Source organism: Deinococcus phoenicis (assembly GCF_000599865.1).
Lineage (GTDB): Bacteria > Deinococcota > Deinococci > Deinococcales > Deinococcaceae > Deinococcus > Deinococcus phoenicis.
Map to the genome: position 1 here is coordinate 146,803 of NZ_JHAC01000017.1, position 19,959 is coordinate 166,761.

Sequence of the window (19,959 nt, forward strand, 5' to 3'; positions counted from 1 at the left end):
GTCGCTGGCCCGAGGCTGTAGGACGCAACAGAAAACGATGAAGAAAGCCTGTTCGTCGCGGATGAACGCCCGCAGGCCGCCCACTTCTGTGTTGAACAGGCAGGCTCTGTAGGCTTCCGCTCCCCATCCGCCTGGGACGAGTAAAGGGGCGGGTGCTAGGGGTGGCGTGCGCAGCGGTAGAGCTTCACGCTGCGTGCCCGCAGGGACGTTTCCTGGCCGGCGTCCAGGGTTTCCTCGGCGGCGTCGTCACTGGTGTCGAGCAGCAGGTCCCAGGTGCGGCAGCCGCCCAGTTCCGGCAGCCGGAAAGGCAGATCCACGTAGGAGGAGCTGAGCAGCAGCAGCAGGTGGTCGTCGTGCAGGGGCTGGCCGCCCGCGTCCACATCGTCCAGGCCACCGCCATCGAGGAACATGCCCAGCGACTGGGTCTGCGGGTTGTTCCAGTCGGCGTCGCTCATCTCCTGGCCGTCGAAACGCAGCCACACGATGTCACGCACGTCCTCGCCGCGAATGGTGCGGCCACTGAAGAACTTGCGGCGGTGCAGCGCCGGGTGCGACTTGCGCAGCGCAATCAGCTTGCGGGTAAAGGCCAGCAGGTCCGCGTCCACGTTCTGCCAGTCGTACCAGCTGATGGGGTTGTCCTGACAGTAGGCGTTGTTGTTGCCCCCCTGGGTGCGCCCGATCTCGTCGCCGCCCAGCAGCATCGGCGTGCCCTGCCCCAGCAGCAGAGTCGCCAGGAAGTTGCGCTGCTGCTGCCGCCGCAGCCGGTTGATCTCCGGGTCGTCGGTTTCGCCCTCCACGCCGCAGTTCCAGGTGAGGTTGTGGTTGTGGCCGTCCTGGTTGCCCTCGCCGTTCGCCTCGTTGTGCTTGTGCTCGTAGGTCACCGAGTCGCGCAGGGTAAAGCCGTCGTGGGCGGTCACGAAGTTGATGGAGGCGTACGGCTTGCGGCCATCGTTCTGATAGAGGTCGCTGCTGCCCGTCAGGCGGTAGCCGATCTCGGAGGCCAAGCCGCCCTCGCCCTTCCAGAAAGCGCGCATGTCGTCGCGGTAGATGCCGTTCCACTCGGCCCAGTTCACCGGAAAGTTGCCGACCTGATAGCCGCCCTCGCCCACGTCCCAGGGTTCGGCGATCAGCTTGACGCGGCTGATGACCGGGTCCTGGTGGATGATGGTGAAAAAGCCCGAGAGCTGGTCGACTTCGTGCAGCCCGCGCGCCAGCGTACTCGCCAGGTCGAAGCGGAAGCCGTCCACGTGCATGTCGGTGACCCAGTAGCGCAGCGAGTCCATGATCAGCTGGAGGGTCTGCGGGTGCCGGACGTTCAGGCTGTTGCCGGTGCCGGTGTAGTCGAAGTAGAAGCGGGGGTTCTCCGCCACCAGCCGGTAATAGGTGGGGTTGTCGATGCCCTTGAAGCTCAGGGTCGGCCCCATGTGGTTGCCCTCGGCGGTGTGGTTGTACACCACGTCCAGAATCACCTCGATGCCTGCGTCGTGCAGGGCGCGCACCATGTTCTTGAACTCGGGCACCGCGCCCGCCGGGTCGCCGCGCCGCGCCGCCGCCGAGTAGCGCACGTCCGGCGCGAAGAAACTCAGGGTGGAGTAGCCCCAGTAGTTGGTCAGGCCCTTGTCCAGCAAAAAGGGGTCGTCCACATGCTGATGCACCGGCAGGAACTCGATGGCGGTGATGCCCAGGTCCCGCAGGTAGTTCAGGACCGGCTCGGTCGCCACGCCCGCGTAGGTGCCCCTCAACGCCTCGGGCACGTCGGGATGCGTCATGGTCAGGCCCTTGACGTGGGCCTCGTAGATCACCGAGCGGTGAAAGGGCACACCCGGCTTCTGATCCCCCACCCAGTTGAAGCCCGGGTCGATCACGATGCCCAGGGGCGCGCCGCGCTGCTCTTCGGGCTGCATCACGGTGTCCTCTTCGCCGGGCACGTAGCCGAACACGCCCGCGTCAAAGCGTTCGGTGCCGTCGAGCGCCTTGGCGTAGGGGTCGAGCAGCACCACATTCGGGTTGAAGCGCAGCCCCCGCTCCGGGGCGTACTCGCCGTGTACCCGGTAGCCGTACCTCTGCCCCGGTCGGGCCGCAGGCAGATAGCCGTGCCACACGAAGGCGGTCTGCTCGGTGAGCGGGTAACGGGTCTCCTGGCCGTCCTCGCCGAACAGGCACAGCTCCACGGCGGCCGCGTTCTCGGAATACAGGGCGAAGTTGGTGCCCTTGCCGTCCCAGGTCGCGCCGAGGGGATAGGGACTGCCGGGCAGGATGTTCGAGGTGGCGGTGTCTGCCACAGACACGGGGAGAGCGGGTTCGGTGGTCGTCATGCTGGCCTCCACGGGCACGCGGCCCGGTCAATAGGGAAAAGAGAGGGGAAACAAAAAAAGCGGCGGCTCCCGGTCAACCCGTGAAGTCGCCGCCCAGCTTTGGAAACGTTACCAGAATGCTCTCATCCCGCACGCGAAATGGCTTACACAGACCCCGGCAGACGCCGTTTCTCAAGAATGGCGCAAGGGCCGGGGCGACGTCAGAATCCGGGCTGTCAGAAGCCCAGCCGTCCGCGCGGCCCCTGGAGCTGGGCCAGCTTCTCGGGCGTCCAGAGTTCGTAGGTGTACATCGGGTACTGACGCTTGAAGCGGCCCACCCGGTCCCAGACCTCGCGCGACTCGAACGGCACGACCAGCAGAAGCCGGATCACGCTGTCCTCGGCGTCGTAGATGTAGAAATCGAAGTAGAAGGACTGCTCGTTGCCCCTGTCGGTGAACAGTGGGAAGGGAAAGGCCCGGTAGCGCCACGCCTTGTTCTTCTCGGTCAGGATGCGGGCCGCGACTCTTTTGAGGTTGCTGTCGGGAAAGGTCAGCCGCTCGCCGTCGCGGTCACGAAAGACAGTCTCGGCGGCGGGCGCGTCGAGCTGCACCCGCTTGAGTTCGGGCAGGGGCTTTTTCTTCGCCAGCTTCGGTGGGAGCTGGCGGGCCGGGCCGGGTTTGAAGGTCCGCTCCCCCGGTCCGCCGCGCTCTTCCCCCTCGCCGGGTTTGCGGCGGGCCGGGTTGATGCTGCCCCGCCGGGCCGCGCCGCTGCGGGCATCTTCCCGCCGGGCCTGGGCCGACTTCGGCTGGGCCTTCCCTGACTGCGCGGCCCTGGGCTGAGCCGAACGGCCTTCCCCCCGGTCCTCCTGGCGGGAGGAACGCTCCTGCACGGGCCGGGTGGTGTCCCGGGTGGCGCCACCACGCCCCTGCGCCATGTTCCGTTTGGGCGCGCGGCCTCTTGATCCCTTCTTCGGTCCGGTCATGGGGGTAGTGTAGCGGCCAGCCGCCAGCGTCCAGCGGCCAGCAACACACAAGCCCCAGCGGGGGCCGGGGCTTTGCGTCTTTGCTGCTTATTGGGCTGCTGGCTGGGCTGCTTGCGGACGGCTGGGCGCTTCTGATACGGACTCCGTCCTGATTCCTGACCAGCTTGGAGGAGCACCGGCCGTTCATCCGGCTCCCGGAAGCCGTCTTACTTCGCCAGCCCGCGCACCACGCTCAGGTCCACGAACCTGTTCAGGTCCGGCACGTCGCGCGCGAAGCCCGCCTCCTTGTTGAGCTGGGCGTACTCGGCCAGGGTCTTCAGGTTGATGTCCCAGGTGACCTTCGTGCGCGCCAGAGCCTTGAACAGCTCCGCCGTGTTGGGCCGCTTCCCGGTGAAGGCGTAGATCTGGTCCGCGATCGCCTTTTGCGCGCCCGCATTGCTCTTGCCGATAAAGGTGATGGCGGCGAGGTGCCCGCGCAGCAGCCCCCTCACGGCTTCCGGGTTCTGCGCGGCGTACTTCGTGTTCACGACCAGCACAGTCGTCGTGTAGTTGCCGCCGGCCCAGATGGCTTTTTCGCTCGCGAGGAGTTTCGCGCCCTGCGACTCCATCACCGCGCCCCAGGGTTCCTGCACCAGCGCGGCGTCCACCTGCTTGCCCGCGAAGGCGGCGGGCATGTTGGCCGGGTCGATCGGCACGACGGTCACGGTGCCGCCCTCGTCGGTCGCCTTCAGGCCGTTCTCGTGCAGCAGGTGGCGCAGGCTGATGTCCTGGGTGGAGCCGCGCGTGGGCACGGCGACCTTCTTGCCGCTCAGGCCCTTCACGTTGCGCAGGCCGCTGTCCTTCCGTCCCACCAGCACCGCGCCCGCGTTCGCCGCGCCCGCATAGACCTGAATCGGCACGCCCCGCATAAAGGCGTTCATCGCCGGGCCGGGGCCGACGTAGGCCGCGTCGATGGCCCCCGCCGCAAAGGCCTCGTTGATCTGTGAGCCGTTGGCGAACTCCTTGACGACCAGTTTGACGTTGCCCAGTTCCTTCTGGAACAGGCCGCGCTGCACCCCGACCAGTCCGGCGGCATGCGTCACGTTGGGAAAAACGCCCAGGCGGAGTTCTCTGGCCTGCTGCGCGTTCGAGCTGCCCGCGAGGAGGGCCAGCGTGCTGAGAGAGAGGAGGATGCCCTTCATGGGGGAAAAGATAGCAGATAAGTTTACTTCTTTTGTAAACTAGGCTGGACGGGTGCCACCGCCGGGATGTGCATGGTGTGTAAAGTCAGGAGGACAGGGGGCGGCGGCCTCCCTTACCCTGGGGCCATGAAGCCCAGAGTGCTGCTCCTGACCGCCGCCGCTGCCCTGCTCGGAAGTGTCGGTGCCGCCGCGCCCACCTCTATCAGCTACCGCACCTTCCATTACACCTGCGACGGCGGCAGGAAAATCGACGTTTCCTACGTGAACTACGGCAAGAACGGTCCCCTGTTCGCGGTGCTGAACTGGCGGGGCCAGCAGTACGGCCTCTCGCAGGCGATCTCGGCCAGCGGCGCGCGCTACGCGAGCCTGTACGGCCCCACCACGGCGGATGGCGGCCTGGAATGGTGGGAACATCAGGGACAGGCCGACCTGAAGACCTTCGTGGGCACCGACACCCGCGACACCCGCGCCCTGCTGACCAACTGCAAGCCCCGGCGCTGAAATGAGGCGTGGGCGCGCAGGCACGGGAATCCGCCTGCCTCCCCCGCATTGCTGGAAGAAACCTAACCGCTGCCCAGCCGCCGCTTCAGCAGCAGCAGTTGCCCCACGTGGTAGGCATTGTGGTCCGCGGCCAGCAGGAATTCCCGCAGCCACGTCTGACCCTTTCCGTGGGGCGCGGCTCCGTTGGGGACGGTGGCGAGCAGGTCGGTTCGCAGGTCGTCCAGCAGCCCCAGCAGCGCGGCCAGGTCGTCCCGGAACGCCTGTGCCTCGGCCTGCCAGTCTTCTGCGGTGGCCGCTCTGCTCCTGCCCGGCCAGTAGTCGGCGGGCCAGTCGGGTTCCGTATAGCCGGCGTCCCGCACGAAATTGAGGATGTCGCGCTGGGTGAAGCGCAGGTGCGAGAGGAGTTCCCAGGCGGAGTAGGGGAGGTTCTCCCCGCGGTCATTGATGCGCTCCAGGGGAAAATCCTTCAGCACGTCGTCCAGCGTGACGTGGGCCTGCCGCGCGGTGAGCAGCGCGCGGATGTGGGCACGCAGGGCCGCGTCTGCCCTGTCGGTCATCCCGGTGGTCATGGGTCACTGTACTGCCCTGTATCGTTACCTCCCGCGCCCTTTCGTCTCCGTGTTCAGAGGTAGTCGAAGTACCGCTCGAACCACGTCATCGGGTCGTTGAATGGACCTGAGCACACGCCATAAAGACCGTCATAAGGGTGAGACAGAACTCCGGGTGGGATAGCGTGGAAGCCGACTTGCTGAACGAGAGGCAGAAGCTCCGGTTCCAGTGGGCTGCGAACGGGTAAACGAGTCCCTGGAGACCACCAGAAGATCACGGCCATCCGCCCGAAGCTTGAGAAGCGAATCACGGCCTCTCGCCCATCGGCGGTTTTGATGTACAGGTCAGCGGCACAGCTCGCGTCTTGATACTGGTCGTCGTACTTGACCGGTACGCCCAGAAGTGTCTCAATTCGGCCCGCCAGAGTCCGCACCTGCGTCAGAAGAGCTTGCCGCTCCTGTTCGTCGAAGCCTGCTGGGGCTTCCCAATCTTTGGGGTCTGGGGAGTCGTACGCCATGAGCAGGGCGTGAATGTCCTCCGTCATGTCCCGACTGTACCGCCCCCATCGTTCCTTCCCTCGCCCTCCCGTTTCCCCGGTCCGCGTACAATCCCTGAGTGACGGTCGCCGCCCCCAACCTCTCCAGACTCCTGCCGACCGTGCCGGTCGGGAATGTGCTGTTGTTGCCGCAGGTGGCCCGTGCCGCCCTGTTCGCCGCCCACCCCGGCCCCGCCGTGCTGCTCACCACGCCAGACCGTGTGGCGACCTACGCCTCGGCGGGGGCGCTGGGTGCGCCGATCACCGTGAATCCCGGCCTGCGCGACTGGGAGGCACGCCACGAACATGTCGTGCTGGACGTGCAGACGGCCCTGGACCTCTTTCCCGCCCACCCCGAAGACCACGCCCTGACCCTGCGCGTCGGCGCGAGCTATGCGCGCGAGGACCTGCTGAACCGCCTGGAACGCCTCGGCTACGAACGCCTGCAAGACCCGGACGACGGCGAGGCGGGCTACCTGCTGCGCGGCGACATGCTGGAACTGCGGCTGGAGCCGGGTGCGGGCGTACCCGATGGAGAAGACCCGGTGTGGATCCGCGCGGAGTTCTTCGGGGACGAACTGGACACCCTGCGCCAGCTCGCGCCGGGGGAGCTGACGGGTGAGAAGATCGGCACGTTCACGCTGGAACCCACCGCCGACTACCTCACGGCCACGAAGTGGGACGCGGCCCGCCTCGATCTGCTGCCGGGCCGGGTCTTTCTGGACGCGCCGGAGTTCTACGCTTCCGCGCTGGGGCCGCTGACGGACACCCTCTGGCCCCGGCTGCGCGAGCGGGACGTGACCTCGTTTGGCCGCGCACCGCTGGACCTCACCGACTTTGACCTGGGCCTGAAGGTTCTGCCCTTCTACCGCGCCCGCCTCTCCGACCTGGAGCGCGATGTGGACGAGTGGCGCGGGGCGGGCTACCGCGTAATGATTCTGGTCCGCCACGACCGCACTGCGGCCTACCTCGCGGATAAATTGCTGAACACCCACGAGATTCCCTGGCTGAGCGTGCCCCGTGTGGAGGAAGGCGGCCTGGGCTTCCTGCGCGCGAACGGCGAGGGCGGTTTCGCCATTCCCGAACACCGCACGGTCGTCCTTACCGAGGACCTGATCTACGGCTTCCAGGGCGGCTCGGCCCTACGCGGCAGGAAGCTGGCCGGCAAGCCCGTCACCGACGCGCTGGGCCTGCACGTGGGTGACTACCTGATTCACCCCGAACATGGCATCGGCCAGTTTCAGGGCCTGGAAACGCGCACGGTGCTGGGCGTGACCCGCGATTATCTGAACCTGGAATACCGGAACGGCGCGCGGCTCGCGGTGCCCATCGAGCAACTGCCGGTGCTGCGCCGTCACCCCGGCACCACCGACGACCCGCCCGTGCTGTCCTCCTTCGACAAGAAGGACTGGGCCAGGGCCAAGGAAAAGGCCCGCAAGAACGCGGAAGAGGTGGCCGCCAAGCTGCTGGTGCAGTACGCGGCGCGGCAGGTCACGCCCGGCAACGCTTTCCCCCCGCAGCCCGAGTGGGACGCGCAGGTGGAGAAGAACTTCAAGTTCGACCTGACGGCCGACCAGAAGACGGCGCTGAAGGAAACGCTGAGGGACCTGGAAGCCCCCCACCCCGCCGACCGCCTGATTTCCGGTGACGTGGGCTTCGGCAAGACCGAGGTGGCCCTGCGTGCCGCCCACCGCGTCATCGGGCAGGGCAAGCAGGTGGCGATGCTGGTGCCCACGACCCTGCTGGCCGAGCAGCACACCTCCACCTTCGTTGAGCGCTTCAAGGACCTGCCCGTGCGGGTGGAGGGCCTCTCCCGCTTCACGGGGGACAAGCAGGGGCGGCAGATTCTGGCGGACCTCGCGCAGGGCAAGGTGGACATCATCATCGGCACGCACCGCCTCCTTTCCAGCGACGTGCAGTTTGGGGACCTGGGCCTCATCATCGTGGACGAGGAACACCGCTTCGGCGTGGGGCAGAAGGAAAAGCTGCGTGCCCTGCGCGGCCTCCCCGACGTGCCCAAGGACGGCAAGCTGGACATACCCGAGGGCGTGAAGGCGGTGGACACGCTGGCGCTGTCGGCCACGCCGATTCCGCGCACCCTCTACATGAGCATGGTGGGCCTGCGCGACATGAGCAGCATCCAGACGCCGCCCAAGGGTCGCAAGCCCATCCAGACCATCCTGGCCCCCTTCGACCCCGTGACAGTGCGTGACGCGATCCTCTCCGAGATCGAGCGCGGCGGCAAGGTCTTCTATATCCACGACCGCATCGCCTCCATCGGCGCGCGCAGCCTCTACCTCCGCAACCTCGTGCCGGAAGCGCGCATCGGCGTGGCGCACGGGCGCATGAACGAGGAGGAGCTGGAGGAGATCATGCTGGGCTTCGAGCAGGGGGCCTTCGACGTGCTGCTCTCCACCACCATCGTCGAGACGGGGCTGGATATTCCCGAGGCGAACACCATCCTGATCGAGCGGGCCGACCGGCTGGGGCTGGCGCAGCTCTACCAGCTTCGCGGGCGGGTGGGGCGGCGGCAGCAGACCGCCTACGCCTACCTCTTCTACCCGCCGCGCATGACCGAGAACGCGCAGCGCCGCCTGTGGGCGATTGCCGACCTGCAAGACCTCGGCTCCGGGCACCTGCTGGCGGAGAAAGACATGGAGATTCGCGGCGTGGGCAACATTCTGGGCGAGGAGCAGCACGGGCACGTCCAGGCCGTCAGTATCGACGTGTACACCGAGATGCTCGCGCAGGCCGTCGCCCGGCTGAAAGGGGAGACAATCGAGACGCCCGCCAGCTTCAGCATCGACCTCCCCATCAACTCGCGCCTCACACCCGAATATTTCGACGGCGACGAGGAAGCGCGCATCGCCACGTATGGCCGCCTGTCCGAGGCGCGGACCCTCCAGGCCATCAGCCGTGTCGAACGTGACCTGCGCAAGAAGTACGGCCCGCCCACGCCCGAGGTCCAGAACTTCATTGACCTCGCCAAGCTGCGCCTGACCGCCGTCGCCAAGCGCGCCCTGAGCATCGGGGAGACGATGACGGACCTTCAGGTGACCTTCGCCTACAAGGGGTTGGACTACGACGCGGCCGGCCTGAAACGCTACCCCCACAAGACCGAGGTCACGACCTTCCCACCCGCCGTGAAGCTGGAAAAGCGCGGGCTGAAGCCGGACGACTACGCGCGGACGTTGATTGATCTTTTGGGGTATTTCGGGTGAGGAACCCATCTGCCCCCTTTGGGGGCACCTCCCCTTAAAGGGAGGCCGTCGTGGGCAACGCTTTTCCAGTTTCGTGCGCTTCAAGGCTCCCCTTGAGGGGAGCTGTCAGCGAAGCTGACTGAGGGGTTATCTTTCCCTATGCGCGACGCCTACACCCGCAGCTTGGCGTCCCGCGCCAGCGAACTCCGTAACCACCAGACGCCCGCTGAACGGAAATTGTGGTTCGAGTTCCTCCGCACCCACCCCGTCAAGTTCCGCCGTCAGGTGCCGCTGCACGGCTACATCCTCGACTTCTACTCGCCCTCGCTGAAGCTGTGTATCGAACTGGATGGTCGCAGCCACGATGGGCAGGCCGCGCAGCAATACGACGCCGAGCGCACGCGGCAGCTCACGGCGAGCGGGATTCGGGTCGTGCGCTTCAGCAATGCGGAGGTGCTGGGCCAGTTCGTCGAGGTGGGCGCGGCAATTGACGGGGTTTGCCGGGGTGATGCTCCATTCTGAGTGCAAGAAAAACCGCCCACCCCACGGGCAGGCGGCTCCAGACTTTTTTCCTTACACGCTGATCTCGGCAAACCGCGCGTTGTCCTGAATGAACTTCTTGCGGGGCGCGACTTCGTTGCCCATCAGGTCCTCGAAGATCTCGTTGGTGACGATCAGGTCCTCGACCTTCACCTGCTTCAGCGCGCGCGTTTCGGGGTTCATGGTGGTGTCCCACAGCTGGTCGGCATTCATCTCGCCCAGCCCCTTGAAGCGCTGAATCTCGTACTTCTTGCTTTCCCTGTTGGCGCGGGCGACGTGCGTCTTGAGTTCTTCCTCGGTGTAGAGGTAGGTTCCCTTCTTCTCGCGGCCCACCATGATGCGGTAGAGGGGCGGCTGCGCGATATAGAGGTAGCCCTGCTCGACGACTGGACGCATGTAGCGGTAGAAGAACGTCAGCAGCAGCGTGGCGATGTGCCCGCCGTCCATGTCCGCGTCGGTCATGATGATGATCTTGTGGTAGCGCAGGTTACTCAGGTCGAAGTGCATCCGGTCGCCGGTGCCCTCCACGCCCGCGCCGATGGCCCCGATCAGGGCGCGAATCTCGGCGTTCTTGAGGATCTTGTTCAGCTCGGACTTCTCGACGTTCAGGATCTTGCCGCGCAGGGGCAAAATCGCCTGGAAGCGCCGTTCACGGCCCCCCTTGGCGCTGCCGCCTGCCGAGATGCCTTCCACGATGAACAGCTCGGACTCGGAGGGGTCCTGGGAAGAGCAGTCGGCCAGCTTGCCGGGCAGGTCGTCGTTTTCCAGCGGGTTGGAGCGGCGCACGATGTCGCGGGCCTTGCGGGCGGCCTCGCGGGCGCGGGCGGCCTCGGCGGCCTTTTCCACGATGGTCTTGCCGACCTTGGGGTTTTCCTCCAGGAACTCCGCGAACTTCTCGCCCACGATGGCGTTGACGGCCGTCTGCGCCTCGCTGTTCAGCAGCTTGACTTTCGCCTGCGACTCGAACTGCGGCTCGCCCAGCTTGACCGACACCACGCAGTAGATGCCTTCCAGCAAGTCGTCGCCACTGGGCACCGGGTTGCCGGACTTGATCAGGTTCTTGTCCTTGGCGTACTTGTTCAGAATGCGTGTGTAGGCGGTCTTGAAGCCGGTCAGCGGCGTGCCGCCGTCGCGCGTGCGAATCATGTTCGCGTAGGTCAGGATGTTGTCCGACGAGTAGGTGTTCGCGTGGATGAACGCGACCTCGACCTCCACCTCGCTGTGGCTCCCGCGCATCACAATAGGCTGGTCGTACAGCAGCTTGGAATCGTCGGTGACCAGGGCGCGTGCGAAGTTGGCGATGCCGCCCTGCTCGAAGAAGGTTTCCTCGCGGACCTCGCCGCCGTGCAGTTCGGTGCGTTCGTCGCGGATCACGATCTTCAGGCCGGTCAGGTAGGCCAGCTCGCGCAGCCGGCCCCGGATGCGGTCGTAGTTGAAGAGGTTCTCGAACTCGGAAAAGACTTCCGGGTCGGGGTGGAAGGTAATCTTGGTGGACCACTTCACGTCGGCGGGCGTCTTGCCCAGCACTTCGAGCGGCGTGGACACGGCCCCCTTCTTGAAGCGGATGTGGTGCAGCTTGCCGTCCTTGTTGACCGTCGCGTCGAAATAGGTGGAGAGGGCGTTCACCACGCTGCTGCCGACGCCGTGCAGGCCGCCCGACACCTTGTACGCGCCGCCGCCGAACTTGCCGCCCGCGTGCAGCTCGGTAAAGATGACCTCGATGGCGCTGCGGCCCTCGGACTTCATGATGTCCACGGGAATGCCGCGCCCGTTGTCGGTGACGGTGGCGCTGCCGTCGGCGTGCATGATCACGTGAACCTCGTCGGCAAAGCCGCCCAGGCCCTCGTCGATGGCGTTGTCAATGATCTCGGTCAGCAGCTGGTGGTAACCGTCCACGCCGGTGCCTCCCTGCACGTACATGCCGGGGCGTTTGCGAACCGCTTCCAGCCCCTTGAGAATGGAGATGGAGCTGGCGTTGTACTCGTGGGTCTGCGTCATGGTCCTCCTGCGTGGCCCCGGTGGGGCAGCGATGATGTTCGAATTCGGAAGCTGTGGTGCTGAAAAATGGCGCTGCGCGCGCCTCCGAAGGTCTTTCCAGTATACAACCTGAGTTGAAACGGGTCAAATGGATTACGTAAAGGGCGTAATCAGGGCTGGCGACTTGTCTCCGCTGGCTGGCCCGCAAAATTCCGTCTGACACGCGCTCGGCTTCTCCTGGAACGGCAGAGGCCTTCAGGGGCCGGGCAGAGCAACGCGGGCGCGGAAAAGTGGATACCCTTCACGGCACCCCGCGCGACAGGCACAATGGGGGCCGCATGCGTCCTGCCGCCGTCCTCATGCTCACTGCCCTGCTTGCCAGCGGCCCGCTTCCTCATGCCCAGGTCGCACCGGCCCAGGCCGCGCAGGCCCAGTCCGGCAGCGCGGCGCCCAGCGTCACGCTCCGGCGTGCCCCGCAGGTTCCCGGCGCGGTCTGCACGCTTCCCACGGGGCCGCTGCCCACGCAGACGCGGGCGGTGTTCATTCTGGACACCAGCGGCAGCATGCGCGGCATCGGGGACGGCAAGGCGGACATTTTCGGGCCGGTCAAGGCGGCGGTGAATGCCTACGTGCGGACGCGGAAGCCGGACCGGGTGGACCTGGTGACGTTCGACAGCGGCCCGCGCAGCCGGCGAGGCTATGCGTTTCCGGGCGACGAGGCGCGCTGGAATGCCGAACTGGGAGCGGTGCAGGCCGACGGGCGCAACACGTACCTCTACCGCAGCGTGGCGGAGGCGCTCGCCCCGCTGGACGCCGCCGGACGGTACGCGACCAGCGTGTTTGTCCTGACCGACGGCATCGACAACGATCCCGATCCCGCCCAGACGGCCGCCCGCGCCCTGGCCGCCTTCCACGCCCGTGGCCCGCTCGACACGCTGCACTACGTGGCGCTGGGCACCGAGATTCCCGCCGACGCCCGCGCGGCCCTGCAAGAGAGCCGCTACGCGCAGGGCCTCACCCTGCCCGTGGGGCAGGCGCCGACGCTGACGGGGCTGGGCAGCACGGTCGTCACCGTGACCGACCCGGCCCGCGTACCGGCCCCCTTTCCCGACGGCACGCCGCTGACGCTCGCCGCCGGGGAGGCGGGGGGGCAGGTGCGGCTGGCAGAAGGCGAGGCGCGCGGTGGATGGGCGCGGCTGAGCGTGTCCGGACGGCTGCCCTCCGGCACCCCCGCGCTGCTGTGTGCCCCGCCCTCCGCGCCGGGGGAGGGAGTGCGCCGCGTCCTGTTGCGGCTGAATGTCGGCCCCGAACCCGGCCTGACCTGGCTGAACCCCGGGGCCGACCGCACCCTGCGTCCGGGCGAGACGGTCACGCTGCGCTACCGTCTGGACGCGGGGACCGACCCCGGCCGCCTGACCCTCCCGCCGGGCTTGGCCGGGGAGCTGCTGCGGTTGCCCGGGGGGCGCGAGCTGGCGGTGCGCCTCAAGAACGCGGGTCTGGCGGGCGGCAGGGCCGTCACCCCCGGATTGACTTCCGCCGGGGGCCGCACCTTCCCCCTTCCCGCCATCACGGGCACGGAGGGGAGCCGTACCGTGCCGGTGATTATCCTGAACGTGTCGCCGGGGTCGCCGCCCGCCGCCTCCCCTGGCGCGGGGCCGCCGTCCGGGAAGTCGCCCCGCCTGCCGGGCCTGCTGCTCGGCGCGCTGCTGCTGCTGGCGCTGCTGGGTGGGGGGCTGTTGGCCTGGCGGCGCCGCCGGGTGCGCCCGTCCCCTCCGGCCGCGCCGTCCTCCGCGCCTCCCGGGGTCGAGGGCATCCAGTACAGCGAGGACCGGACGCTGGCACTGGTCGGCGCGGCCGGTCTGGTGACGGCGGTGCCCACGCCCCTGGGCGGCCCCTTCGACCTGGGGCAGATGGCCCGCGTGCCGCACCTCAGCGGCCTGCGTTTCGAGCAGGACCGCGTCGGCCTGCGCGTGCTCCGTGTGCCCGCCGATCTGGAGGTCAGCCAGGGTGCCCGCCTGCTGCGGGGAGACGACGTGATCCGGCCCGGCACGCTGCTGGGGGTGGCGGTCGCCCGGCCCGCCCGCTCGCCGTACCCGCCACTGGGCACGCTGGTCGGGCTGGGCCTGCCGCTGCGCCTGCGGACCGACGGCGTCACCCTCCATGTCACCGGTCCCTACGGGGACCATGCGCTCACCCTCCGGCCCGGCATCACGGACCTGGGCACAGCGTTCGGGGCCGCCGCCTTGCAGGGCCTGAAGCTCACGCTCAGCGGTCCGCGCATCCTGCTGGCCGCCCTGCCCGCCGGCGTCACCCTGCGCCGCGCCGAGGACGGGGCCGAGCTGCGCCCCGGCACCTATCTGCCGACCCAGGTCCAGCTCGAACTGCCGGCGGTGGACTGAGACCAGATGGCGATGATTCCTTTGAATCATCCGGGCGAAGCGAGAAGCAAAAAGGACGGGGTCGCGGAGGTGGACGAACATCCGGCGCTCTCCCGGATGTTCGGGAATCGGAGCAATCCCGTATGACTTCCGGGCGGCCCGGCGCAGGCCCGGCCAGCCCCCGACGCTATCCTCTGCCCCATGCACCTCGCCTCCCTGACCTCCAGCAACTCGGACATTCTCGCGGCGCTGGGGGTGGCGGACTGGGTGGTGGCCGCCGACAGCCACAGCGACGCGCCGGGGCTGGACCGGGCGGTGCGCGTGGGGCCGGACCTGAACATCGACGTGGCGGCGGTGCAGGCCGCCCGACCGGACCTGGTGCTGGCGAGTCTGAGCGTGCCCGGCATGGAGCAGGTGGTGGAGGGCCTGCGCCGGGCGGGGCTGAAGACCCTGATCCTGGACCCGGTCAGCGTGCCGGACACCCTGCGCGACATCCGGGCGATCGGCGCGGTCCTGGGCCTCCCGGGGCGGGCGGAGGCTCTGGCGGCGGGGCTGGACGCGGACCTGCGTGCTCTGGGCCGCGTTTACCCCCGCCCCCCGCGCGTGCTGGCCGAGTGGTGGCCCCGCCCGATCATCGCGGCCACGCGCGACTCTTGGGTCACGGACCTGCTGGAAACGCTGGGCGCGGTCAATGCGCTGGGCGAGCGCCCGGGCCGCAGCACGCCCCTCACGCTGGATGAGGTCCGGGAGGCCGCCCCCGACCTGATCGTGTGTTCGTGGTGCGGCGCACGCAAGCTGCGCCCGGAGGTGATCGAGGCCCGGGGTCTGGGCGTTCCCGTCGTGTGCGTCCCCGAGAGCGGTCTGGGTCGCCCCGGTCCCCGGTTGATCGAGGGCGCGCGCCAGATCGCGGCGGCCCTGGCGGGGCTGCGGCTGGCGTAGAGGCCGGCCCGGTTCAGGCTTCCCAGTCCAGAATCGCCCGCAGGCCCCGCAGGCATTCCGCGCGGTAGGCGGCCAGGTCCGGGGCCGGGTCCGCCAGAAAGCGCACACTCAGGCCCTCGACCAGCGCCCGCAGCAGCCGCGCGCGTTCCTCTGCCCCGGCCTCTCCCGCCAGCCGCGCGAGTTCGAGGTCGAGCGCCAGCGTTTCCTGCTGAAAGTCGCGCTGCACGGCCATCAGGTCCGGGTCGCGGGTCGCGGCGGCCAGGAAGTCCAGCGAGACGGTGTAAAAACGCCGGGTGTTCTCCACGCCGTAGAACTGGTTTTCGACGTAGGCGGCGAGCTTGGCCGCCGGGGTGCCCGCCTGCCGCAGCGCCCGGCGGGTGGCGACCGTGATGGCCCGGGTGAAGCGCCGCATCACCGCCGCGAGCAGCCCGGCGCGGCTCCCGAAGTGGTACGCCAACGTCCCCTTGCTGACGCCCGCATACCCCGCGATGTCCGAGAGCGTCACGCCCGCATAGCCCCGCTCATAGATCGCCAGGTAAGCCGCCTTCTCCAGCGCCGCCCGCCGCACCCGGTCCTGAATGGGATTCACACGCCGCGCCATGAGGCGCAGGCTAACAGGCGGGAGGGCCGTCCGGGTTCGGGAAGGCCGCCCGCCCCTCGCTCCTCAGTTCGCCAGGTACCGGATGAAGTCCCGCATCTCGTTCACGCAGGCGCTCGCCTCGTGCTGGGCGCTGCTGCCGGTCACGGTCCGCAGAAGGCCCGCGTCACTGATATAAAGCTGGCTGATCCGGTACGCGACCCCACCGGCCTCGTGGGTATAGGCGGCCAGGACGGTCCAGGCCCCCGCCCGCTCCACCGGCTGCGTGACGATCTCGCTGACCCGGCTTCTGCCCAGGGTCTTCTGGAGGCGCAGGGCAAACGTGTGGGCCTCGTCCCGCGTCCTGAAACTGGGAAACGCCTGCCCGTGCCGTTCCTCACGCAGCAGGCACGCGCCCGCCGCGTCGGTCCACACGTTGGCGTTGCCGTTCACCGGAGTCCAGCCGCTCAGGGGCACGACCAGCGCCTGGGCGGGCGCGGCGAGCGTCACCGCCAGGGCGAGGGCCACCAGCGGCGGGCGGGGCAGGCAGGAGGCGGCGCGCATACCGGTCAGTGTACCCAGCCGCCCGTGACAAGCGCGTGTCCCCTTCTCATGCCCCGGTCAGCTCCTGGGAAAGGCGTCCAGTCTGGCCTGAAGCCCGGCCTTCACGGCGGGCCACTCGCCGCACAGCACGCTGAACATCACGCTGTCACGGGCAAAGCCGTCGGGCCGCACCTGGTACTGCCGCAACGTGCCTTCCTGCACCGCGCCGAGCTTCTGCATCGCGCGCAGGCTGCGGGCATTGCGGGCGTCCACCTTGAAATGGACACGGTTCGCGCCCAGCCCCTCGAAGGCGCGGGCCATCAGCAGCAGTTTGGCCTCGGGGTTCGCGGCGGTGCCCTGGGCGGTGGGCACCAGCATCGTGCCGATCTCGGCCCAGCGGTCGCTCGCCCTCACCTCGCTGTAGCTGATGCGGCCTGCCGCCCGGCCCCGCAGCAGCACCGCCCAGTTCACCCGCAGGGGCAGGGCATTGAGCTGCTTGATATAGGCGGCCCAGCCTTCTGCCGTGCGCTCCTCCGGGCCGCCCCGCGCGAGCAGCGCATAGGTGTCCTCGTCGGCTCCGGCGTGCAGGTCCGCCGCGTGGGCCTCCGTGAGCGGCACCAGCGTCACGTGCCGTCCGGTCAGCGTGACGGGCGTCAGCCATTCGGACAGTGGGGCGGGGGCGGGAAGAACGGAGGGGGGTATCACGCGCCTACCGTACCTCGGGGGTCCGCAAAAGCAAACGCCCCGCCGGACGGGGCCGGGCAGGGCGAGAACCTCTTGCTCAGGGGGTGATCTACCGGGGCGTGGGCACCGGGACCGACCCGCCCTGCCCATCCTCATCGTCCCGGCGGGGTAGGGGAGACGCCGGGGGTTGGCTCACCCGTTGCCGCCCGGTCAGGGCGCGGCCCAGCGTCACCTCGTCGGCGTATTCCAGGGCGCCGCCCACCGGCAAGCCGTAGGCAATCCGGCTCACGACCGCGCCCAGCGGCTCCAGCAGGCGCTGGAGGTACAGCGCGGTGGCGTCCCCCTCCACCGTGGTGCCGGTGGCCAGGATCACTTCCTGGCCTTCCTGCACGCGCGGCAGCAGTGGCCGGATATGCAGCCGCTCCGGGCCGACGCCGTTCATCGGACTCAGGACTCCGTGCAGCACGTGATACAGGCCCCGGTATTCGCCGCTGCGCTCGATGGCGATCACGTCGCCCGGTTCCTCCACCACGCAGATCACGTTCTGGTCGCGCGCCGGGTCGCTGCACACGTCGCAGCGCTCGGCGTCGGTGATGTTGAAGCAGACCGGGCAGGTGTGGAGGTCGCGTTTGGCCGAGAGGAGCGCCCCAGCCAGCCGCTCGATGTCCTCACGCGGTTGATCGAACAGGTGGAAGGCCAGCCGCTGCGCGCTTTTCGGCCCGATGCCCGGCAGCCGCGACAGCTCCCGGATCAGCCCCACCAGACTGGGCGGGTATTTCATGCCTTCACCTCAGCTTGCCCGCGCCCCATCAGAACCCGGGCAGTCCCAGCCCGCGCGTGGCGTCCTGCTGAAGCGCCTCGGCCTTCGCGTTCGCGTCCTGCAAGGCCACCAGCAGCAGGTCTTCGAGAGCTTCCACGTCGCCTGGGTCCACCGCTTCGGGCTTGATCTTCAGGCCCAGGACCTTGCCGTGCCCGTTCATGCTGACCGTCACCAGGCCGCTGGCCGTTCCCTCCACCGTCTGCGCGGCCAGGTTCTCCTGAATCTTGGCGGCAGCCACCTGCGCCTGCTGCATCTGCTTCATGAGCTTCTTCATGTCCATGAGCGCGATTCTAGCGGGGGCCGGGGCGGCAGAACGTGGGGGGCAGAACGGGGACGCGGCCGGGGCCGGGGCTACAGCGCCGCCGTCCGCGTGCCCTTGGTGCGCCGGTACAGTTGCGCGGGCCTGCCGACGCCGCTGCGCCGCTCGCCGCTGGGCACCAGCACGCCCTGCGCCAGCAGCCGTTTGCGAAAGTTGCGCTTATCCAGCGGCCGGTCCAGGATCGCCTCGTGAACGCCCTGGAGTTCGGGCAGCGTGAAGGTGTCGGGCAGGAACTCCAGCGCCAGGTTCGCGTATTCCAGCCGCACCTGGAGCCGCTTGATGGCCCGGTCGAGAATCTGGGCATGGTCGAAAGCCAGCGCGGGCGGACGGTGCGCCGGAAACCAGGCCGCGCCGAGCGTGTGCCCGCCGCCCGTCACGTGGACGGTGCCGTGCGGCAGGACCGCCAGGTGCGCGACCGACACGATGCGCCCACGCGGATCGCGCCCCAGTTCCCCGAAGGTATAGAACTGCTCCAGGTGCCGGGGTTCGAGTTCCACGGTCGTCTCGGTGCGCAGTTCGCGCAGCGCCGCCTCGTGCAGCGCCTCACCGACCTGCACGAAGCCGCCGGGCAAGGCCCAGTCGCGCGCGTGGGGCAGTTCGCCGCGCTGCACCAGCAGCACGCGCAGTTCCCCGGCGTGCATGGCAAAGGCCGCCACGTCCACGGCCAGACCGACCTGGGTGGCTTGTGGCGGCAGGGAGAGTGTCCCCATGACACAAACTCTAGGCCGGGTCCCGGACAAGGTCAAGCTGATGTTGCCCTTGCCTGGGGCCTGCGGCGCGCGGCCAGGCCGGATACAGAAGTGCCCAACGCCGCATGAGAGACTGGTTCCGGCGGCAGGTGCGGCCCACGTGGTAAAATGACGTGTCATGCCCCACAGGGCGTACAAGCCGCCTGCCCGCCAGTGTGTGGGAGGCGCGCGGAGGTGATAAACATAGCGAAAGAACATAAGGTCAACGAGCAGATTCGCGTTCGTCAGATTCGCCTGATCGGTGCGGAGGGCGAGCAGATCGGAATCATCGACACGCGCGACGCGATGGCGATGGCACGTGAAAAGAGTCTGGATCTCGTGATGGTGAGTCCCCAGGCCGTTCCGCCCGTCTGCCGCCTGCTCGACTATGGCCGGTTCCGCTACGAGCAGCAGCAGAACGAGAAGGAAAACCGCAAGCGTGCCCGCGCCCAGGAAGTCAAGGCGATCAAGTTCCGCGTCAAGATCGACGACCACGACTTCAACACCAAGACCGGGCACGTGCGCCGCTTCCTCGAAGACGGCCACAAGGTCAAGGTCACGATCATGTTCCGTGGCCGTGAACGCACCCACCCCGAGCTGGGTGAGCGCATCCTGCACCGCGTGGCAGACACGCTGGCCGACATCGGCACGCCCGAAGGCATGCCCAGCATGATGGGCATGGACATGAACATGATCATGGCCCCCAAGGCGGCCCCGGCTCCCAAGCGCGAAGCGCCGCAGGCCGACGCTCCCGCTGCTCCCCAGGCCGAGGCCCCCCGGCCCGAAGCCGCCGCCAACGCCTGAACCCCGGCTCCAACCCAGCGGCCTGCCCCTCCGGGAGGCCGCTTTTTCTGTTCCCGGTGAAGGGGGCGTGGGGCCGCCTCACCATGTCCGATGCTTTGTTTTGTAAAGTTGGGGCATGATCAAGATGTACACGACCAGCTGGTGCCCCGACTGCCACGCCGCCAAGCGCGCCCTGAACACCAAGGGCCTGGCCTACGAGGAAATCAACATCGAGGAGGACCCGCAGGCCGCCGAGTACGTGATGAGCGTCAACGGCGGGCGGCGCAGCGTGCCCACCCTGGTCAGCGGCGACGTGGCCCACAGCCTCAGCGGATTCCGTCCCCAGAAACTCGACGCCTTCCTGGCCGAAGCCGGGCTGTAAAGGCGGCCCACCCGGGGGCGGCTTCTCCAGGGGGCCGCCCTTTGGC

19 protein-coding genes are annotated in these 19,959 nt (G+C 68.3%); 7 read left to right on the top strand and 12 right to left on the bottom strand.

Annotated elements, in window-relative coordinates; translation table 11 throughout:
* Positions 1-155: 155 nt before the first annotated feature.
* The 3 genes from glgX to DEIPH_RS05800 all read right to left on the bottom strand — a co-directional run bounded on the left by glgX (position 156) and on the right by DEIPH_RS05800 (position 4,458).
* Positions 156-2,315 carry a glycogen debranching protein GlgX gene (gene glgX, locus DEIPH_RS05790; protein WP_034355255.1) on the bottom strand — a complete coding sequence of 720 codons (2,160 nt, stop codon included), beginning with the start codon at positions 2,313-2,315 and terminating at the stop codon, positions 156-158.
* A 215-nt stretch (positions 2,316-2,530) separates the two neighbouring features.
* Positions 2,531-3,277, bottom strand: coding sequence for a hypothetical protein (locus DEIPH_RS05795; protein ID WP_034355258.1), 747 nt, complete (start codon positions 3,275-3,277; stop codon positions 2,531-2,533).
* Positions 3,278-3,483: 206 nt separating this feature from the next.
* Positions 3,484-4,458 carry an ABC transporter substrate-binding protein gene (locus tag DEIPH_RS05800; protein ID WP_034355261.1) on the bottom strand — a complete coding sequence of 325 codons (975 nt, stop codon included), beginning with the start codon at positions 4,456-4,458 and terminating at the stop codon, positions 3,484-3,486.
* Positions 4,459-4,584: 126 nt separating this feature from the next.
* Between DEIPH_RS05800 and DEIPH_RS05805 the strand changes: the two genes are divergently transcribed.
* Entirely contained in the window at positions 4,585-4,959 is a 375-nt protein-coding gene (locus DEIPH_RS05805; protein WP_034355264.1) for an MliC family protein, read from the top strand.
* Between the two features lie 62 nt (positions 4,960-5,021).
* Here the strand turns inward: DEIPH_RS05805 and DEIPH_RS05810 are convergent, their stop codons facing one another.
* The gene (locus DEIPH_RS05810; protein WP_051517181.1) at positions 5,022-5,528 is read right to left on the bottom strand and encodes a DinB family protein; all 507 of its coding nucleotides are present in this window, start codon (positions 5,526-5,528) and stop codon (positions 5,022-5,024) included.
* Positions 5,529-5,581: 53 nt separating this feature from the next.
* The gene (locus tag DEIPH_RS05815; RefSeq protein ID WP_034355267.1) at positions 5,582-6,052 is read right to left on the bottom strand and encodes a hypothetical protein; all 471 of its coding nucleotides are present in this window, start codon (positions 6,050-6,052) and stop codon (positions 5,582-5,584) included.
* A gap of 71 nt (positions 6,053-6,123) precedes the next feature.
* Between DEIPH_RS05815 and DEIPH_RS05820 the strand changes: the two genes are divergently transcribed.
* Positions 6,124-9,264 (top strand): DEAD/DEAH box helicase, encoded by a 3,141-nt coding sequence (locus DEIPH_RS05820; RefSeq protein ID WP_034355270.1) that lies wholly within the window; start codon positions 6,124-6,126, stop codon positions 9,262-9,264.
* Positions 9,265-9,402: 138 nt separating this feature from the next.
* Positions 9,403-9,765: an endonuclease domain-containing protein gene (locus tag DEIPH_RS05825; RefSeq protein ID WP_034355273.1), complete on the top strand. Its 363-nt coding sequence runs from the start codon at positions 9,403-9,405 to the stop codon at positions 9,763-9,765.
* A 51-nt stretch (positions 9,766-9,816) separates the two neighbouring features.
* Here DEIPH_RS05825 and DEIPH_RS05830 read toward each other — a convergent pair whose 3' ends face one another.
* Positions 9,817-11,781 carry a DNA topoisomerase subunit B gene (locus DEIPH_RS05830; protein ID WP_034355276.1) on the bottom strand — a complete coding sequence of 655 codons (1,965 nt, stop codon included), beginning with the start codon at positions 11,779-11,781 and terminating at the stop codon, positions 9,817-9,819.
* A 317-nt stretch (positions 11,782-12,098) separates the two neighbouring features.
* Here DEIPH_RS05830 and DEIPH_RS05835 point away from each other — a divergent pair, with 317 nt between their 5' ends.
* Together DEIPH_RS05835 and DEIPH_RS05840 are read left to right on the top strand one after the other, a co-directional pair.
* A complete protein-coding gene (locus tag DEIPH_RS05835; RefSeq protein ID WP_034355279.1) occupies positions 12,099-14,159 on the top strand; it encodes a vWA domain-containing protein in 2,061 nt (686 codons plus the stop codon).
* 180 nt (positions 14,160-14,339) lie between these two features.
* A complete protein-coding gene (locus tag DEIPH_RS05840) occupies positions 14,340-15,077 on the top strand; it encodes a helical backbone metal receptor (RefSeq protein ID WP_034355282.1) in 738 nt (245 codons plus the stop codon).
* A 13-nt stretch (positions 15,078-15,090) separates the two neighbouring features.
* On the opposite strand, the gene DEIPH_RS05845 is transcribed toward DEIPH_RS05840, so the two are convergent.
* The 6 genes from DEIPH_RS05845 to DEIPH_RS05870 form a co-directional block, all read right to left on the bottom strand.
* Positions 15,091-15,678, bottom strand: a complete 588-nt coding sequence (locus DEIPH_RS05845; RefSeq protein ID WP_034355284.1) for a TetR family transcriptional regulator C-terminal domain-containing protein — start codon at positions 15,676-15,678, stop codon at positions 15,091-15,093.
* A gap of 63 nt (positions 15,679-15,741) precedes the next feature.
* Positions 15,742-16,218 carry a hypothetical protein gene (locus tag DEIPH_RS05850; protein WP_034355287.1) on the bottom strand — a complete coding sequence of 159 codons (477 nt, stop codon included), beginning with the start codon at positions 16,216-16,218 and terminating at the stop codon, positions 15,742-15,744.
* A gap of 57 nt (positions 16,219-16,275) precedes the next feature.
* Positions 16,276-16,899 (bottom strand): GNAT family N-acetyltransferase, encoded by a 624-nt coding sequence (locus tag DEIPH_RS05855; RefSeq protein ID WP_034355442.1) that lies wholly within the window; start codon positions 16,897-16,899, stop codon positions 16,276-16,278.
* 91 nt (positions 16,900-16,990) lie between these two features.
* Entirely contained in the window at positions 16,991-17,662 is a 672-nt protein-coding gene (gene recR, locus DEIPH_RS05860; RefSeq protein ID WP_034355290.1) for a recombination mediator RecR, read from the bottom strand.
* 28 nt (positions 17,663-17,690) lie between these two features.
* A complete protein-coding gene (locus DEIPH_RS05865) occupies positions 17,691-17,981 on the bottom strand; it encodes a YbaB/EbfC family nucleoid-associated protein (protein WP_034355293.1) in 291 nt (96 codons plus the stop codon).
* 71 nt (positions 17,982-18,052) lie between these two features.
* A complete protein-coding gene (locus DEIPH_RS05870) occupies positions 18,053-18,730 on the bottom strand; it encodes an NUDIX hydrolase (protein WP_034355295.1) in 678 nt (225 codons plus the stop codon).
* Positions 18,731-18,943: 213 nt separating this feature from the next.
* Between DEIPH_RS05870 and infC the strand changes: the two genes are divergently transcribed.
* Together infC and DEIPH_RS05880 are read left to right on the top strand one after the other, a co-directional pair.
* Positions 18,944-19,552: a translation initiation factor IF-3 gene (infC, locus tag DEIPH_RS05875; protein ID WP_034355297.1), complete on the top strand. Its 609-nt coding sequence runs from the start codon at positions 18,944-18,946 to the stop codon at positions 19,550-19,552.
* A 115-nt stretch (positions 19,553-19,667) separates the two neighbouring features.
* Entirely contained in the window at positions 19,668-19,913 is a 246-nt protein-coding gene (locus tag DEIPH_RS05880) for a glutaredoxin domain-containing protein (RefSeq protein ID WP_034355301.1), read from the top strand.
* Positions 19,914-19,959: the final 46 nt, after the last annotated feature.

Excerpts from the sequence above, each read along its gene's own strand:
- DEIPH_RS05845 (WP_034355284.1), bottom strand. The coding sequence starts at position 15,678 with ATGGCGCGGCGTGTGAATCCCATTCAGGACCGGGTGCGGCGGGCGGCG.
- DEIPH_RS05805 (WP_034355264.1), top strand. The coding sequence starts at position 4,585 with ATGAAGCCCAGAGTGCTGCTCCTGACCGCCGCCGCTGCCCTGCTCGGA.
- DEIPH_RS05835 (WP_034355279.1), top strand. The coding sequence starts at position 12,099 with ATGCGTCCTGCCGCCGTCCTCATGCTCACTGCCCTGCTTGCCAGCGGC.
- DEIPH_RS05840 (WP_034355282.1), top strand. The coding sequence starts at position 14,340 with ATGCACCTCGCCTCCCTGACCTCCAGCAACTCGGACATTCTCGCGGCG.
- DEIPH_RS05825 (WP_034355273.1), top strand. The coding sequence starts at position 9,403 with ATGCGCGACGCCTACACCCGCAGCTTGGCGTCCCGCGCCAGCGAACTC.
- DEIPH_RS05830 (WP_034355276.1), bottom strand. The coding sequence starts at position 11,781 with ATGACGCAGACCCACGAGTACAACGCCAGCTCCATCTCCATTCTCAAG.
- DEIPH_RS05800 (WP_034355261.1), bottom strand. The coding sequence starts at position 4,458 with ATGAAGGGCATCCTCCTCTCTCTCAGCACGCTGGCCCTCCTCGCGGGC.
- DEIPH_RS05810 (WP_051517181.1), bottom strand. The coding sequence starts at position 5,528 with ATGACCACCGGGATGACCGACAGGGCAGACGCGGCCCTGCGTGCCCAC.
- DEIPH_RS05795 (WP_034355258.1), bottom strand. The coding sequence starts at position 3,277 with ATGACCGGACCGAAGAAGGGATCAAGAGGCCGCGCGCCCAAACGGAAC.
- DEIPH_RS05850 (WP_034355287.1), bottom strand. The coding sequence starts at position 16,218 with ATGCGCGCCGCCTCCTGCCTGCCCCGCCCGCCGCTGGTGGCCCTCGCC.
- DEIPH_RS05870 (WP_034355295.1), bottom strand. The coding sequence starts at position 18,730 with ATGGGGACACTCTCCCTGCCGCCACAAGCCACCCAGGTCGGTCTGGCC.
- recR (WP_034355290.1), bottom strand. The coding sequence starts at position 17,662 with ATGAAATACCCGCCCAGTCTGGTGGGGCTGATCCGGGAGCTGTCGCGG.
- glgX (WP_034355255.1), bottom strand. The coding sequence starts at position 2,315 with ATGACGACCACCGAACCCGCTCTCCCCGTGTCTGTGGCAGACACCGCC.
- DEIPH_RS05815 (WP_034355267.1), bottom strand. The coding sequence starts at position 6,052 with ATGACGGAGGACATTCACGCCCTGCTCATGGCGTACGACTCCCCAGAC.
- DEIPH_RS05880 (WP_034355301.1), top strand. The coding sequence starts at position 19,668 with ATGATCAAGATGTACACGACCAGCTGGTGCCCCGACTGCCACGCCGCC.
- DEIPH_RS05865 (WP_034355293.1), bottom strand. The coding sequence starts at position 17,981 with ATGGACATGAAGAAGCTCATGAAGCAGATGCAGCAGGCGCAGGTGGCT.